The 12,912-nt window shown below is 37.4% G+C and carries 19 protein-coding genes; 13 read left to right on the top strand and 6 right to left on the bottom strand.

Translation table 11 applies throughout. The features are described from left to right. Window positions 1-125: 125 nt before the first annotated feature. Window positions 126-884, bottom strand: a complete 759-nt coding sequence (locus CD31_RS07830) for a lytic transglycosylase domain-containing protein (protein WP_036076676.1) — start codon at window positions 882-884, stop codon at window positions 126-128. Window positions 885-912: 28 nt separating this feature from the next. Next, window positions 913-1,500, bottom strand: a complete 588-nt coding sequence (locus CD31_RS07825; protein ID WP_036076673.1) for a CYTH domain-containing protein — start codon at window positions 1,498-1,500, stop codon at window positions 913-915. Window positions 1,501-1,626: 126 nt separating this feature from the next. Between CD31_RS07825 and CD31_RS07820 the strand changes: the two genes are divergently transcribed. From CD31_RS07820 to CD31_RS07795, 6 genes are all read left to right on the top strand, one after another. Continuing rightward, window positions 1,627-2,010, top strand: coding sequence for a UPF0738 family protein (locus tag CD31_RS07820; RefSeq protein ID WP_016994337.1), 384 nt, complete (start codon window positions 1,627-1,629; stop codon window positions 2,008-2,010). Window positions 2,011-2,066: 56 nt separating this feature from the next. Beyond that, complete coding sequence (gene yjbM / locus CD31_RS07815) at window positions 2,067-2,738, top strand: GTP diphosphokinase (protein ID WP_004227437.1); 672 nt, start codon at window positions 2,067-2,069, stop codon at window positions 2,736-2,738. Then, a complete protein-coding gene (locus tag CD31_RS07810; protein WP_016994338.1) occupies window positions 2,735-3,529 on the top strand; it encodes an NAD kinase in 795 nt (264 codons plus the stop codon). Before yjbM ends, CD31_RS07810 begins: the two co-directional genes overlap by 4 nt. A 1-nt stretch (window position 3,530) precedes the next feature. Then, complete coding sequence (locus CD31_RS07805; RefSeq protein ID WP_036076821.1) at window positions 3,531-4,439, top strand: RluA family pseudouridine synthase; 909 nt, start codon at window positions 3,531-3,533, stop codon at window positions 4,437-4,439. Between the two features lie 406 nt (window positions 4,440-4,845). Continuing rightward, window positions 4,846-6,222, top strand: coding sequence for a magnesium transporter (mgtE, locus tag CD31_RS07800; RefSeq protein WP_036076671.1), 1,377 nt, complete (start codon window positions 4,846-4,848; stop codon window positions 6,220-6,222). A gap of 53 nt (window positions 6,223-6,275) precedes the next feature. Next, a complete protein-coding gene (locus CD31_RS07795) occupies window positions 6,276-6,677 on the top strand; it encodes a hypothetical protein (RefSeq protein ID WP_244905056.1) in 402 nt (133 codons plus the stop codon). Window positions 6,678-6,740: 63 nt separating this feature from the next. On the opposite strand, the gene CD31_RS07790 is transcribed toward CD31_RS07795, so the two are convergent. Beyond that, window positions 6,741-7,265 carry a CotY/CotZ family spore coat protein gene (locus CD31_RS07790; RefSeq protein WP_004230953.1) on the bottom strand — a complete coding sequence of 175 codons (525 nt, stop codon included), beginning with the start codon at window positions 7,263-7,265 and terminating at the stop codon, window positions 6,741-6,743. Between the two features lie 133 nt (window positions 7,266-7,398). Here CD31_RS07790 and CD31_RS07785 point away from each other — a divergent pair, with 133 nt between their 5' ends. The 6 genes from CD31_RS07785 to CD31_RS07765 all read left to right on the top strand — a co-directional run bounded on the left by CD31_RS07785 (window position 7,399) and on the right by CD31_RS07765 (window position 10,239). Next, the gene (locus tag CD31_RS07785) at window positions 7,399-7,803 is read left to right on the top strand and encodes a YhcN/YlaJ family sporulation lipoprotein (protein WP_244905055.1); all 405 of its coding nucleotides are present in this window, start codon (window positions 7,399-7,401) and stop codon (window positions 7,801-7,803) included. Next, window positions 7,804-8,259: a stage V sporulation protein AC gene (gene spoVAC, locus CD31_RS07780; RefSeq protein WP_016994343.1), complete on the top strand. Its 456-nt coding sequence runs from the start codon at window positions 7,804-7,806 to the stop codon at window positions 8,257-8,259. It begins immediately after the preceding gene. Further along, a complete protein-coding gene (locus CD31_RS07775) occupies window positions 8,253-9,248 on the top strand; it encodes a stage V sporulation protein AD (RefSeq protein ID WP_036076668.1) in 996 nt (331 codons plus the stop codon). Before spoVAC ends, CD31_RS07775 begins: the two co-directional genes overlap by 7 nt. 16 nt (window positions 9,249-9,264) lie before the next feature. Further along, window positions 9,265-9,624 (top strand): stage V sporulation protein AE, encoded by a 360-nt coding sequence (gene spoVAE, locus CD31_RS07770; protein WP_369823981.1) that lies wholly within the window; start codon window positions 9,265-9,267, stop codon window positions 9,622-9,624. Between the two features lie 65 nt (window positions 9,625-9,689). Beyond that, a complete protein-coding gene (locus tag CD31_RS22950) occupies window positions 9,690-9,860 on the top strand; it encodes a YjcZ family sporulation protein (RefSeq protein ID WP_009374137.1) in 171 nt (56 codons plus the stop codon). 130 nt (window positions 9,861-9,990) lie between these two features. Then, window positions 9,991-10,239: a stage VI sporulation protein F gene (locus CD31_RS07765; protein ID WP_004230969.1), complete on the top strand. Its 249-nt coding sequence runs from the start codon at window positions 9,991-9,993 to the stop codon at window positions 10,237-10,239. Between the two features lie 120 nt (window positions 10,240-10,359). Here CD31_RS07765 and CD31_RS07760 read toward each other — a convergent pair whose 3' ends face one another. From CD31_RS07760 to CD31_RS07750, 3 genes are all read right to left on the bottom strand, one after another. Then, window positions 10,360-10,788: a GNAT family N-acetyltransferase gene (locus tag CD31_RS07760; protein ID WP_026023480.1), complete on the bottom strand. Its 429-nt coding sequence runs from the start codon at window positions 10,786-10,788 to the stop codon at window positions 10,360-10,362. A 3-nt stretch (window positions 10,789-10,791) separates the two neighbouring features. Beyond that, window positions 10,792-11,307, bottom strand: a complete 516-nt coding sequence (locus tag CD31_RS07755) for a YjcG family protein (RefSeq protein WP_036076666.1) — start codon at window positions 11,305-11,307, stop codon at window positions 10,792-10,794. An 83-nt stretch (window positions 11,308-11,390) separates the two neighbouring features. Continuing rightward, window positions 11,391-12,110, bottom strand: a complete 720-nt coding sequence (locus CD31_RS07750) for an alpha/beta hydrolase (protein WP_016992695.1) — start codon at window positions 12,108-12,110, stop codon at window positions 11,391-11,393. 113 nt (window positions 12,111-12,223) lie between these two features. Between CD31_RS07750 and CD31_RS07745 the strand changes: the two genes are divergently transcribed. Next, a complete protein-coding gene (locus tag CD31_RS07745; RefSeq protein WP_036076662.1) occupies window positions 12,224-12,805 on the top strand; it encodes a phosphatidylglycerophosphatase A family protein in 582 nt (193 codons plus the stop codon). The last annotated feature ends 107 nt before the right edge of the window (window positions 12,806-12,912 follow it).

Raw genomic sequence — 12,912 nt, 5'->3', positions numbered from 1 at the left:
TATCAACGTCTTTTCGTTAACACAAACAAAGAGCTCTTTCGAATTGCTGTTCGCTATAAAAGCACAAATTTCACCACTATGGGTGAAATTTGTTGGAAATGACATAGAAAACGGGAAAAATGCGATTACACTGTAAAGTAATTCATCACTTTTTTGACATAATTCTGTGTTTCTTTAAAAGGAGGAATTCCTCCATATTTTGTAACACGAGATGCGCCAGCATTATAGGCTGCTAATGCTAATGTAGGGTCATTATTAAACTTATCCAGCATTTGACGCAAATATTTTGCTCCAGCCATAATATTCTGCTCTGGATCAAAAGCGTTAGTTACACCTAAATATTGTGCTGTTGTGGGCATAAGTTGCATTAAACCTTGCGCCCCTGCATGGCTTACTACAGTTGGATTAAAATTAGATTCTTGTTTAATAACTGCTGCAATAAGCTTTGCAGGTATCTGATAAGTAGTGGCTGCTTTTTCAATAATGGCCGTATATTCATTTGCTCCTGCTAGTGAATTGGCATATGCTGTAGAACCTATTACATCGTCTGAAACATAGGATTCAAGTTTGTTAGTAGCATATGTGTTTGCTAAAGCTTGTTTGACTGATTCAGGTATGAACACGGCATTAGAGCCTTTGTAAAGAAATGATTCTAATGGACTTTGCTCAGAAGTAGCCAGCTGATTGATGAAATTTGAATTATTTGATGTGCCTGTAGCAAGCAAACTTGATAATTTAGCATTTCTTGCTGTCGACGTTTCTCCTAATAATTCGTTAATCATGTCTGAAAAAATAGACTCATTGTCTGTGGATGAACTTTCGCTAGATCCAAGTGTTTGCAATGCCTGAATTTCTAGTAAAGATTTTAATGATTGAATATCCAAGGAGTCAGACACCTTCCTTTTTATAATTTTATAAATTTTGTGCTTTTAGTGCTTTCATAAAACGGGCGATTTTTTTATCAGTTGGTCGCTTATCAATACCATATTGTTGTAAAAAACTGTCGAAAATTATATTTCCTTTTATTGCATCTTTTGCTTCATATTCTACCTCATAATCGTCGCACTGCAAATAGAAAGAATGATCGAAAACAAGAAGTCCCTCTTTGTATGGAATTTCGACACGATCTGTAGTGAGCGAACCAAATACATGCAATTGTTCTAAAGGAATATGATGGAGAGCTAATCTTTTAGCTACCTCTTGGGCATAAAATCCTTTGCCATCTAACATTTGTTGCGCCTCTATTGCTGTTATCTTATCCGTTGTTTCAAGGTGAGCATGCTCAGCATTTTTCTCTTTGAGCGTACATTCGTAATAATTACCAATTTGTCTAATACGAAGACCACTTTGTAGTTTGCGAATTGCTTGATTAGGTGTGTCAAAATAATGATTTGTTTGACGATGAATAGCATCTTGGCTAATGTGGAACTCTTGTAATAATTGCTCGTATTGTTGTTTTGTTAATAGATTTTTAAATTCAATCTCAATTTCTTGTGTCATTTATTATCACCTAATTATTTTTTATTTTTCATCCGTTGTTTCGCTCGAATTAATATTTACACACTGCAACTATTTACCCTGTGTGCTAAAATAAGAGGAAGAGTACAACGAAAAGGGGAACCGCATGTGCGTAAAATTTATACAATAGATACATCGAATTTTGAACAAGATCAACTTCATTTTAGTTTAAACGACAATGAAGTAAATTTACAGTTAAAACCTGCTGGACAACTCATTGCAGATTCAGATGATTTTGCATTTATTTATTTACTTGATGCAGGTGACGACTATCATTACTTGCGTTTTCCACCGAGTAGTTGGGAGAATCTTGTACATATTTTACAAAAAGGGAAAAATCCATTGCTACGAATAGGTGAAGAAGTGATTGAGCTGACAAATTTCTACGAGGAATTGGAAATGCTCGTGTATAATATTGAAGGAAATTACAATTATGGGGCAGAATTTGTCCAAGCAGTGGAGCAACACTTCAAGGCTATTCTCGCTGAATAGAAAGACAAAACGAACAGACGGTGGTGTTCGATACCGATTGTCGGGAGGTTTTTACAATGGGACAATGGGAAATATTTTTAAGTCCTTATAAACAAGCAGTAGACGAATTAAAAGTAAAATTAAAGGGCATGCGTTCGCAATTTGGTATTGTAAATGCCAATTCGCCAATTGAATTTGTCACAGGACGTGTCAAGCCTTTAGCAAGTATATATGACAAAACGTTAGAAAAAGGATTAGCTTTTGAGCCTTCTAAACAACTTGGTGATGAACTTGGCGATATTGCTGGCCTTCGGATTATGTGTCAATTTGTTGATGATATCTCAACGGTAACTGAGCTTATTCGACAGCGAAAAGATATGCGTGTAGTGGAAGAACGCGATTATATTACACATAATAAGCCTAGTGGTTATCGCTCCTACCATATGATTGTGGAGTATCCTGTTGAAACTATTCAAGGAAAAAAAGTAGTATTAGCGGAAATACAAATCCGTACACTGGCCATGAATTTCTGGGCTTCAATAGAGCATTCTTTAAATTATAAATATAAAGGCATGTTCCCAGAAGAAATTAAGAATCGCTTGCAAAGTGCTGCCGAGGCGGCATTTCGGTTGGATGAGGAAATGTCATCCATTCGCAGTGAAATTCAAGAGGCACAGGCCTACTTTAGCGAATATAAAGAAGCATCGAATCCTAATTTACTAACGGAGAAGGAGCGTGACGCACAATGAAATTTTCGATTCAATCACGTAGAGATGCACAATCCAATGAGCTGATGGAACTTGCAAAAACCTATTTACAGGATTTTGGCTTAACCTATGATGAAGAGACGCCAGAAATTGTTGTTTCAATTGGAGGAGATGGCACGCTATTGCATGCCTTTCATCGATACGCTCATTTATTAGACCAAGTAGCATTCGTTGGTATCCATACTGGGCATTTAGGATTTTATGCGGATTGGAAACCATCTGAATTAGAAAAATTAGTTTTATCCATTGCTAAAAAGGATTTTAATGTTGTGGAATATCCACTGCTGGAAGTAAAGGTAGAGCATCATAATGCCGAATCAAATACGTATCTAGCTTTAAATGAAGCAACAGTCAAATCGCCAGATGTTACACTTGTAATGGATGTTGAGTTAAATGGCAATCAGTTTGAACGTTTCCGTGGAGATGGCCTCTGTGTATCCACTCCGTCGGGTAGTACGGCTTATAATAAAGCACTAGGTGGGGCCATCATACATCCTACACTTGCAGCACTTCAAGTTACTGAAATTGCCTCAATTAATAACCGTGTGTTCAGAACAGTAGGATCACCATTAATTTTGCCAGCGCACCATCATTGTGTATTGCGTCCTGTAAATGAACAAAATTTTAATATGACTGTTGATCACTTGCAAATTACACAAGGTGATGTCAAAGCGATAGCGTTTAATGTAGCAAATGAAAAAGTACGTTTTGCCCGTTTCCGACCATTCCCATTTTGGGAGCGAGTGCATGAATCCTTTGTTGCAAATGAATAATATGGATACACGATTTACATTGCAATTTGTGGCGAAGAAAAATGGCCAACTATTACGAGAAGCCCTTCAAGAGTGGCGTATTTCTAAGCGAGCTCTAACCGCTATTAAATTCGATGGTGGTATGTTGACTGTGAATGATGTCGAACGTAATGTAAGGCATATCCTGCAAGCTGGTGATTGTGTGAAAGTAACGTTTCCTCCTGAAGAAAAAAGTGAAGGGCTTGCTATCGAGCATGGCGATTTGACCATTGTCTACGAAGACGATGCCATCTTAGTGCTCAACAAACCAGCTCACCAAAGCACGATCCCCTCACGAGAGCATCCAACGAACAGCATTGCTAATTTAGTTTGTGGCTATTTCCAGCAACAAGGATTGGATTCTACGGCTCATATTGTTACAAGGCTGGACCGTGATACATCAGGTTTACTCTGTATAGCTAAGCATGCTCATATTCATCATTTAACAGGGCTTGCTCAGCGTAGTAGGGAGATTTCAAGACAATATGAAGCCATTGTACATGGACATATCGAACAAAATTTTCAATCGATTATAGCGCCGATTGGTCGTAAAGAAGCTAGTATTATTGAAAGAGAAGTACGAGAAGATGGGCAATATGCACATACAGATGTAAAGGTTCTGAAGCGCTTTTTACTAGGTGCTGAACCAATGACACATGTACGACTTCAACTGCATACAGGGCGTACACATCAAATTCGTGTGCACATGTCGCATCTCGGACATCCACTTGTTGGTGATGACCTTTATGGGGGTAGCCGTCTTCAGATTGATCGACAAGCACTCCATTGTGTATCTTTAAGTATGGAACATCCATTAACAAGTGTGCCATTACATTTTACAAGTATGCTAAATGAAGACATGCAAAGGTTACTGAAGGAATCTTCTGCATAAATTTTAGAAGGAGATGTTCGCACAAACGAGCATCTCCTTATCATTTTTTGATTAAGGTTAAACTGGCGAATTCTTCTGGAGGGCAGTTGTTAACAGCTATTCCAGATCGTATGCTTGAAAACGTATTGTTTTTCTGCGCGTTAACGACCATTAACCAGAGGGTATGTTAGAGAAGTAGATTATTTTTACACCTTATTCATAACAAAGTGACAAAGGTAAGGTATAGTAAAATAGAATCGTCATGATTTTAGGCGTAATATTGAATTTTATAAAAATCTGCTCAACTACTCATAAAAATAACTTAAAAAAGAGTTTGCAGAAAAGGTACAATACACTCTATTATATAGAAGGTAGATTTACGGCATTGCCCGTAAAATGATTGAAAGCTCGGAAGGAGGGGACAAGCATGATAGAGGAAAGAAATGAAAAGGATGATGTGCAATTTGATGAGGCACATCTACGAGAAATGCTAGAAGCACATAATATTGACGCATTCCGTGATGAGTTTTTAGAACTTCATCCATATGATCAGGCAACGTTTTATGAAAAGGTGGAACCTGATATAAGGAAAATCATCTATTCGTTCTTGTCTCCGACAGAAATGGCTGATATTTTTGAGGCAATCGATATTGAAGATGATGAATATAAAGCATATCTTGCTGAAATGGATCCATCATATGGTGCAGAAATGCTTTCTCATATGTATGCGGATGATGCGGCAGATGTCTTAAATGAACTGGATACGGCACAGCGTGAAAGCTATTTAGAAATGATGGATGAAGAAGCGGCTGAAGATATTAATGAGCTACTAAGATACGATGAATATACAGCCGGTTCTATCATGACAACTGAATATGTCGCTATACCAGAAAATTCAACAGTACGTTCAGCAATGGCCATTTTGCGTAAAGAGGCACCAGATGCAGAAACTGTTTATTATATTTTTGTAGTGGATGAAGAACATCGTCTGACGGGTGTTATATCTTTACGAGATTTAATCATTGCTGACGAGGATACACTTATTCGTTCAATTATGAATGAACGTGTCGTGATGGTACATGTAGGGGATGACCAAGAAGAAGTCGCACAAATTATGAAGGATTATAATTTCTTAGCGACACCTGTTATTGATGATAAAGGAGAATTACTTGGTATTATCACGGTTGACGATATTATTGATGTTATTGATGAAGAGGCTTCTGAGGATTACTCTAAATTAGCTGGTATTTCGGATATGGATAAATTTGATGTAACACCATTCCAAGCGGCTAGAAAACGTTTGCCTTGGCTAGTGGTTCTACTGTTTTTAGGTATGTTAACAGCTAACCTAATGGGGCAATTTGAAGATACTTTAGATAAGGTAGCCTTACTAGCCGTCTTTATTCCATTAATTTCTGGAACGTCAGGGAATAGTGGAACACAGGCATTAGCCGTGGCGATTCGAGGGATTGCAACAGGCGATGTAGAAGAACATAGTAAATTCAAGTTACTATTACGTGAAGCAGGTACTGGCTTAATGTCAGGCATAGTTTGTGGATTAATTGTTATTGGGATCGTTTATTTTTGGAAACATGAACTTGTCCTAGGCATGTTAGTAGGGGCAGCACTTTGTGGTTCCATTTTAGTGGCGACATTAGCAGGTTCATTTATTCCATTGTTAATGCATCGACTAAAAATAGACCCTGCTGTTGCATCAGGACCTTTTATTACAACTTTAAATGATATTACAAGTATTTTAATTTATTTGGGTTTAGCGACAGTTTTCTTAAGCCAAATAGGCTAAGAACCAATTTGCTTACTTCCGCATATTGTATGGAAAAAAGGGAAGTGAGTAAAGTGGATCAAGAACCACGCTTGTTTATAAAATCACCATCTTATTTTTTAAATATTTCTAAGGTGTTACATGAACTTGATTTGGATGAAAGTACATCTGTCTATGTAAAGGACAATATGTTCGATGAGCAAATAGCTGAAGAAAAAAATGATCCAATAGATGATGTACAAATAGATCCTTATTTACTGAAACAGCTCCAATTTTTAGAAAAACCATTTCGTCAGAGAGCCTATCAGCCACTATTAGTTTGTTTAAAGGATGGTAGAAAATTAACTGGGACAGCTTCAGACGTACAGAGTGATTCCTTAATGCTTACATCATTAGAATTAAAAATACAGGAAACTATTCATTTTGAAGATATACAGCAAATACTTTGGCGTGGAAGAAAATTGCCAACATTATAAAAAAAGTGTACAGCAGAGGATGCTGTACACTTTTTTTATGTGTGTGTGTCAAAGGTGAAAGAATTAGTCACAAATCCCTAAGTCAACATCAGCGATACATTGTACAGCGCAGAAGCAAGATAAATCCACAGTAATACAGCTATCTGTTGAGCTCCAGTCATCTACTTTACAGATTTTCTTCATGTTGATACAACAACCATCTTTGCTTAGTAAGTCTACTGTACTTTCACTAGAGTCAAATGTACATAATGGCTCTAAAACACGTAAAGTAGCACAGCATTCATCAAACATATCTTCTACACGGAAGAATACGGACGTACAAATACAAGGATCTGCTGTTGGAGAGTTAAAGAATGCTTTGAAAGGAGTACCATCTTTTGTAATTAACATGAAGACACGTGTATCTGCTTGTGAGCGTGCAGGACTAACAATCCCGCCTAGTGGTTCTAAGAAACAGTTTGCTGTACATGGAGAACACTCATCTCGCACCGCTTGATTTTGAATATCTAAAATAGCGCGAACTACGTCACAAACGCAGCCTGCTGAATGGATTGGTCCAATAGGATTTGTTGGCTTACCACAACCCATATTGTCACCCCCTTTCCTTGTTACTACTTCTACAATATGTACTTTTGAAAACTGGACTCGGGCTTTTGTGTATTTCTTTGAATGAATAGTTTTTTTATGTGTGGAGAAACTGTAAAGAAAAGGAGGGTAAAACTTGAGGCTATTAGGAATGACGTTACCTCTCTTAGTTGTTTTATCGCTGTTAAATGGTTGTGCTGAAAAGGAAAAATTTATCGTCTATGGGTCTACACAAAATGAAAGTGAAGTCGAAGCCCTTATAAAAGAAGAAGACTATGTTGATCGTTCAACGGTTATCCAATATGACGATAGTATGCTTGTTGCAGTACAAATTAAACCATTGGAGAAGTGGAAAAAAACTAAGTTAGAGAAAAAGTTGCAAAAGAAATTTGAAAAGAAATATCCAAACAAGGATGTGTTTGTCTCCGCTGATTACAAAATTTTTTATGAAGCCAATAAAATAAAAAAGGATCAGATGGAAGATACTAAATTAAGCGATAAAATTACAGAACTAAAAGAACTTGCAAAGGAGGAGACATAAATGGAAAAAGAGCAATATCAACAGTTAGAGCAAAATGTTACACCAAAGCCCCCTTATTTAAAGAATGTAGCAAAGGCCTTTTTCGTTGGTGGTTTTATTTGTGCAATTGGTCAAGCTGTGTCTCTTTTTTATATTATTTTCTTCAATTTTACAGAGGCGACAGCAGGAAATCCAACTGTTGCAACAGTGGTGTTTTTTTCCATGATTTTAACAGGTCTTGGCCTTTATAAAAGAATTGGTCAATTTGCTGGGGCTGGATCGGCAGTACCAGTAACAGGCTTTGGTAATGCTGTTGTTTCGGCAGCTATTGAGCATCGTTCTGAAGGGTTAGTATTGGGAGTCGGCGGAAATTTATTTAAATTAGCAGGATCGGTTGTATTATTTGGTGTAGTGTCTGCGTTTTTTGTAGCACTCATTAAGTATATCCTCGTAACGATAGGAGTGGTTTCATGGTAATTTTATTTCAAACGAAGCCCTCTCTTTTAGCTGGTGGAGTGGTAGCGGGTCCTTTAGAGAATCGGAGTGTTTTTAGTCAGTATTTTGACTCCGTTTATGATGATGAACGTTGGCAAATGAAAACAAATGAACAGGGTCATCGCAAAATGATTGAAGAGGCCTGTGAATATGCTATGAAAAAAATGGGTGTACAAAAAGGTGATATCGATTATTTGATGGGCGGAGATTTAGTCAATCAAATGACACCGACTAATTTTGCTGCTAGAGATTTAGAAATTCCTTTTATTGGACTATTTTCTGCATGTGCCACTTCCGTTTCTTCAGTAATTATTGCATGCCTATTAACAGAGTTAGGTGCTGCTAATTTTTCATTAGCAGGTGCCTCCAGTCAACATAATGCAATTGAACGCCAGTTTCGTTACCCGATCAATTATGGAGCACAAAAACCACAAACAGCTCAATGGACTGTAACTGCTGCTGGTTATGCGTTAATTGGGAAACATCGCGAGGAGTATCCATCTATAGAAGCAGCAACAATTGGCAAGTCCGTTGACTATGGTATGGATGATCCTTTCCATATGGGTGCTGCAATGGCACCTGCAGCTTTTCAGACGATTCAATCTCATTTACAACAGAGAAACCAAAAAATTTATCATTATGATTTAATTTTAACAGGCGATTTGGGCCAGCTTGGCTTAAAGCTATTAAAAGGAATGCTTGTAGAAAATGGCGTGAAAAATGAAGAGCTCACGTTATTACGTGATGCAGGTGCTGAATTTTATGGACAGGATGAAGCATTCCAATCTGGTGCAAGTGGAGCAGGCTGTTCGGCAGCTGTTTTTTTTAGTTATGTTATTCAACAAATGCGTGCAGGGAGCTATAAGCGAGTATTACTAGTAGCAACGGGGGCGCTATTATCCCCGCTATCCTATCAGCAAGGCGAGACGATTCCATGTACGGCACATGCGATAGAAATTACGATGAAATGAGGCAAAAAACATGGTTATGACTTTTATATTTGCATTTATTGTTGGAGGCATTATTTGCGTCATAGGCCAATTATTAATGGACGTTGGCAATTTAACACCTGCACATACATTAAGTACGTTAGTAGTTGTAGGCGCTATATTGGATGGTATGGGCTTATATGAGCCATTAATTAATTTTGCTGGAGCAGGTGCGACAGTACCCATTACATCCTTCGGGAATTCATTAACACATGGTGCTCTGGCAGAGGCAGAAAAACATGGACTTGTAGGCGTATTAACAGGCATGTTCGAGGTAACAAGCTCAGGAATCAGTGCTGCTATTGTGTTCGGCTTTATTGGTGCATTAATATTTAGACCAAAAGGAAATATTGACTAGACGAATACCCCTCCCATTTTTACGACCGAAACATATTATAGGTTGTAGAAGGGAGGGGTGCTTTTATGGGATACCAAGGCTGGGGCTCACAACCGTATGGAAATAACGTTGGTGGGTGGAACAATAGCTACTGCGGAGGTTACTCTGGAGGCAACAACTATGGTTATGGTTCTACATTTGTTCTAATTGTTGTACTATTCATTTTATTAATTATTGTTGGCGCTACTTACATCTAATTTGATGAACATAATAAAGGCTTTAGCTTTTATTTAGGAAAATCTAAATAAAGTTAAGGCCTCCACCATTTGCGAAATGTTTCGTGCAAGACGCAAGGTCATTTTGAGTTTTAATGATAGGAGGGAAAACATGCATCGCTCGTTTTTTAATTCGATTGAGCAAAAAACAGGTGTATCGATGGATGAAATCTTCGCATTAGCCAATGCCATTCAACATGCGGATTTTACCAGTGAAAAGCAAGTAAGAAAAATTGTACGACGAGTTGCTAAAATATCTAACAGATCGATTACGCAAGAGCTAGAAGATAAATTAGTACAATCTATTATTCAAGATGGAGCATCACTAGATTTCGATAAAATCACTAGAATGATGAAGTAGCGCATGGCATATCTACTTGGCAATGCAGCTTGTTACGATAGAGTAGATAAATGGTGGCAAGCGAATTCGTCTCATAAAAAAGGGGTGTTACGACATTATAAATATCGTAACACCCTTTCATTAAATGTTCTTCTCCATAGCACGGTGTGGAATACCTGCATCCATAAACTCGGGTGAGGTAACTGTAAAGCCTAGCTTTTCGTAGAAGGGAATAGCATAGCTTTGTGCATGAAGTTTTAAGGTTTTTTTATTAATGGAAATAGCATGCTTCTCCATTTCCTTCATGATTAATGCGCCTAACTTTTTGCCACGTTGGGATTGTAAAATACAAACACGCTCAATTTTAGCTGTGTTGTTGTCAATACTGCGTAAACGTGCTGCTCCAACAGGCTCATCGTTATCATACATAATAAAATGTGTTGCAGTTGCATCTTCAGCATCACATTCTAGATGAAGCGGAACACCTTGCTCTTCAACAAATACTTTTTTGCGAATGGCAAAGGCATCATCGTGTTCTTGCTTTGTTTCAACAATTTTAACGGTATACAACAATCACTCAGCTCCAGACAAACGGAATGTTTCGTATGTTGTCCATGAACCATCTTCCAATTGATATAAAAGATGAATGCGATCAATTGTATCTTTTTCATCAACGCCCGTCATGCGTAATTGACCAAAAATGTCATCATGTTCTGAGTCTGTCATTTTTTGAGCGATTGTAATATGTGGAACAAATACATGTTTCATTTCCCCATGAGGGATTTTTTCTTGAAGCTCATGTTGGAATGCTGCTAATTGTTCTGTTGGTTCAATGCGGAAGTAAATCGCATTTGTTGTAGGGAAAAACGAACTAATGCGAGATGCATGAATGTTTAAAGGTGCATATTTGGCAGCAAGTTCATCTAATTGCTTGACGATGGTTTGAATCTCTTCTTCAGACGCATCGAAGCTGTCCTTTAATGTCATATGCGGTGTAATCTTTGCATAATGAGGATCGTATCGTTTACGATAAGTATTCGCTAAATCTTGCAATTTTTTTGATGGAAATGCCACAATACCGTACTTCATAGTCCATTACCTCCCGAAAATAAACAATTTTTCTAATTAAGTATAACAGAAATTTCAGTTTTCGTAATTTGAATCGCTTCATATTAATTGAAATTTTCAATTAATGCACGTCGAAGGTCTGGTTTCCAATATTTCCATGTATGATTACCATCGAACTCGTCATAAAATGTAGTAAACCCTTTATTTATCATGAGATCATGCAATTGACGATTAGGTGTTAAAAAATCTTTGATGGTTTTATCCATTGTCACAACCCGATCCTCGCCTTTGCCTACGATATGGTAAATAGAAATAGATCCTGGATCTTTAAAATTTTCCACGGCCTTTAATACATCAGCATCTACATAAGGTGATTGTAGAATGACTTTGCCAAAGATGCTTGGGTACTTTAAAGCAGCCATTAAGGAAGCAGTAGCAGCCATAGAGTCACCAATTACCCCACGACTCATACCCATTTGGTAAGTGGCATACTCACGATCTAAATACGGTACTAGCTCATGTGCTAAAAAGCGAAGATAGGCTTCATGTTGCTCACCGCTCGGAATATATTTATGACGTCGATCTTTTATGTCTTTGTAAGGAACAAATGCAATAATTAAATTTTCGATTTCATAATCATCAATCAGTTCATCAGCTAGCTTTGTAATACCGCCAAGTTGGAAATAATCTTTACCATCTGATGCGATCAAAATGTTGTATTTATATAGTGGAGAATAATTTGCAGGAACATAAATATAAAGCTGTAATTCTTCCTGTAATGACTCACTGTAAAATGTTAAATCCTGTACTGTTCCCTTATCCAATGATGACACTCCTTCTTGTGTTTGTAACAAAATTGTACCATATTACGTAAGTAAAGGTATAATAGGTTGGGCTAGCATTATACTAGCAATAAAAATCGAAATGAGGGTTAATTATGCATAATAAAAGTATTCGTGTGCACTCTGACGAAGTAGCAAAGGCAGCTCATGCCGCGTTAATTCGTAGAGGTGTAGCGATAGAGGATATCGCGCAAATTGTTTACGAAATGCAAAAAACCTATAATGAAGGTTTAACACTAGAGCATTGTGTTCATTCTGTTGAACGGGTATTACGTAAGCGAGAAGTGCAACATGCTTTATTAGTAGGAATTGAATTAGATGAATTAGCAGAGAAAAAATTATTATCTTCACCACTACAACAAATTATCGAATCAGATGAAGGTTTATTCGGCGTAGACGAAACAATCGCACTAGGATCTGTATTTACATATGGCAGCATTGCCGTTACTACTTTTGGTCACTTAGACAAGCAAAAAATAGGGATTATAAAAAAACTAGATACAGAACCCGGACATCATGTCAACACGTTCTTAGATGATTTGGTTGGTAGTATAGCAGCTTCAGCGGCTTCACGTATTGCACATCGTATGCGTGACCTAGAAGAAGAAGGCGAAACATTCGCTGATATCGAACCTGAAGAGCTAGGACCAAAACCAAAATCACATAATGAAATATAAAATGAGTTTCTTCTATTAAAAAGAGCCTTCTCAAATTTGGAGAAGGCTCTCATGTTGTTGAAAAAAGATAATGTCAAAGGCAGAAAAAGCAGCTTTGCAAGATGAGG

Source organism: Lysinibacillus boronitolerans JCM 21713 = 10a = NBRC 103108 (assembly GCF_000772935.1).
Taxonomy (GTDB): Bacteria; Bacillota; Bacilli; order Bacillales_A; family Planococcaceae; genus Lysinibacillus; species Lysinibacillus boronitolerans.
Note: the sequence above shows the minus strand (reverse complement) of the source record. Positions and strands in the feature narration are given on the sequence as shown.

Coding starts and splice junctions, on each gene's coding strand:
- yjbM (WP_004227437.1), top strand. CDS start 2,067: ATGGGACAATGGGAAATATTTTTAAGTCCTTATAAACAAGCAGTAGAC.
- CD31_RS07790 (WP_004230953.1), bottom strand. CDS start 7,265: ATGGGTTGTGGTAAGCCAACAAATCCTATTGGACCAATCCATTCAGCA.
- spoVAE (WP_369823981.1), top strand. CDS start 9,265: ATGACTTTTATATTTGCATTTATTGTTGGAGGCATTATTTGCGTCATA.
- CD31_RS07765 (WP_004230969.1), top strand. CDS start 9,991: ATGCATCGCTCGTTTTTTAATTCGATTGAGCAAAAAACAGGTGTATCG.
- CD31_RS22950 (WP_009374137.1), top strand. CDS start 9,690: ATGGGATACCAAGGCTGGGGCTCACAACCGTATGGAAATAACGTTGGT.
- CD31_RS07805 (WP_036076821.1), top strand. CDS start 3,531: ATGGATACACGATTTACATTGCAATTTGTGGCGAAGAAAAATGGCCAA.
- CD31_RS07745 (WP_036076662.1), top strand. CDS start 12,224: ATGCATAATAAAAGTATTCGTGTGCACTCTGACGAAGTAGCAAAGGCA.
- CD31_RS07825 (WP_036076673.1), bottom strand. CDS start 1,500: ATGACACAAGAAATTGAGATTGAATTTAAAAATCTATTAACAAAACAA.
- CD31_RS07810 (WP_016994338.1), top strand. CDS start 2,735: ATGAAATTTTCGATTCAATCACGTAGAGATGCACAATCCAATGAGCTG.
- CD31_RS07755 (WP_036076666.1), bottom strand. CDS start 11,307: ATGAAGTACGGTATTGTGGCATTTCCATCAAAAAAATTGCAAGATTTA.
- mgtE (WP_036076671.1), top strand. CDS start 4,846: ATGATAGAGGAAAGAAATGAAAAGGATGATGTGCAATTTGATGAGGCA.
- spoVAC (WP_016994343.1), top strand. CDS start 7,804: ATGGAAAAAGAGCAATATCAACAGTTAGAGCAAAATGTTACACCAAAG.
- CD31_RS07775 (WP_036076668.1), top strand. CDS start 8,253: ATGGTAATTTTATTTCAAACGAAGCCCTCTCTTTTAGCTGGTGGAGTG.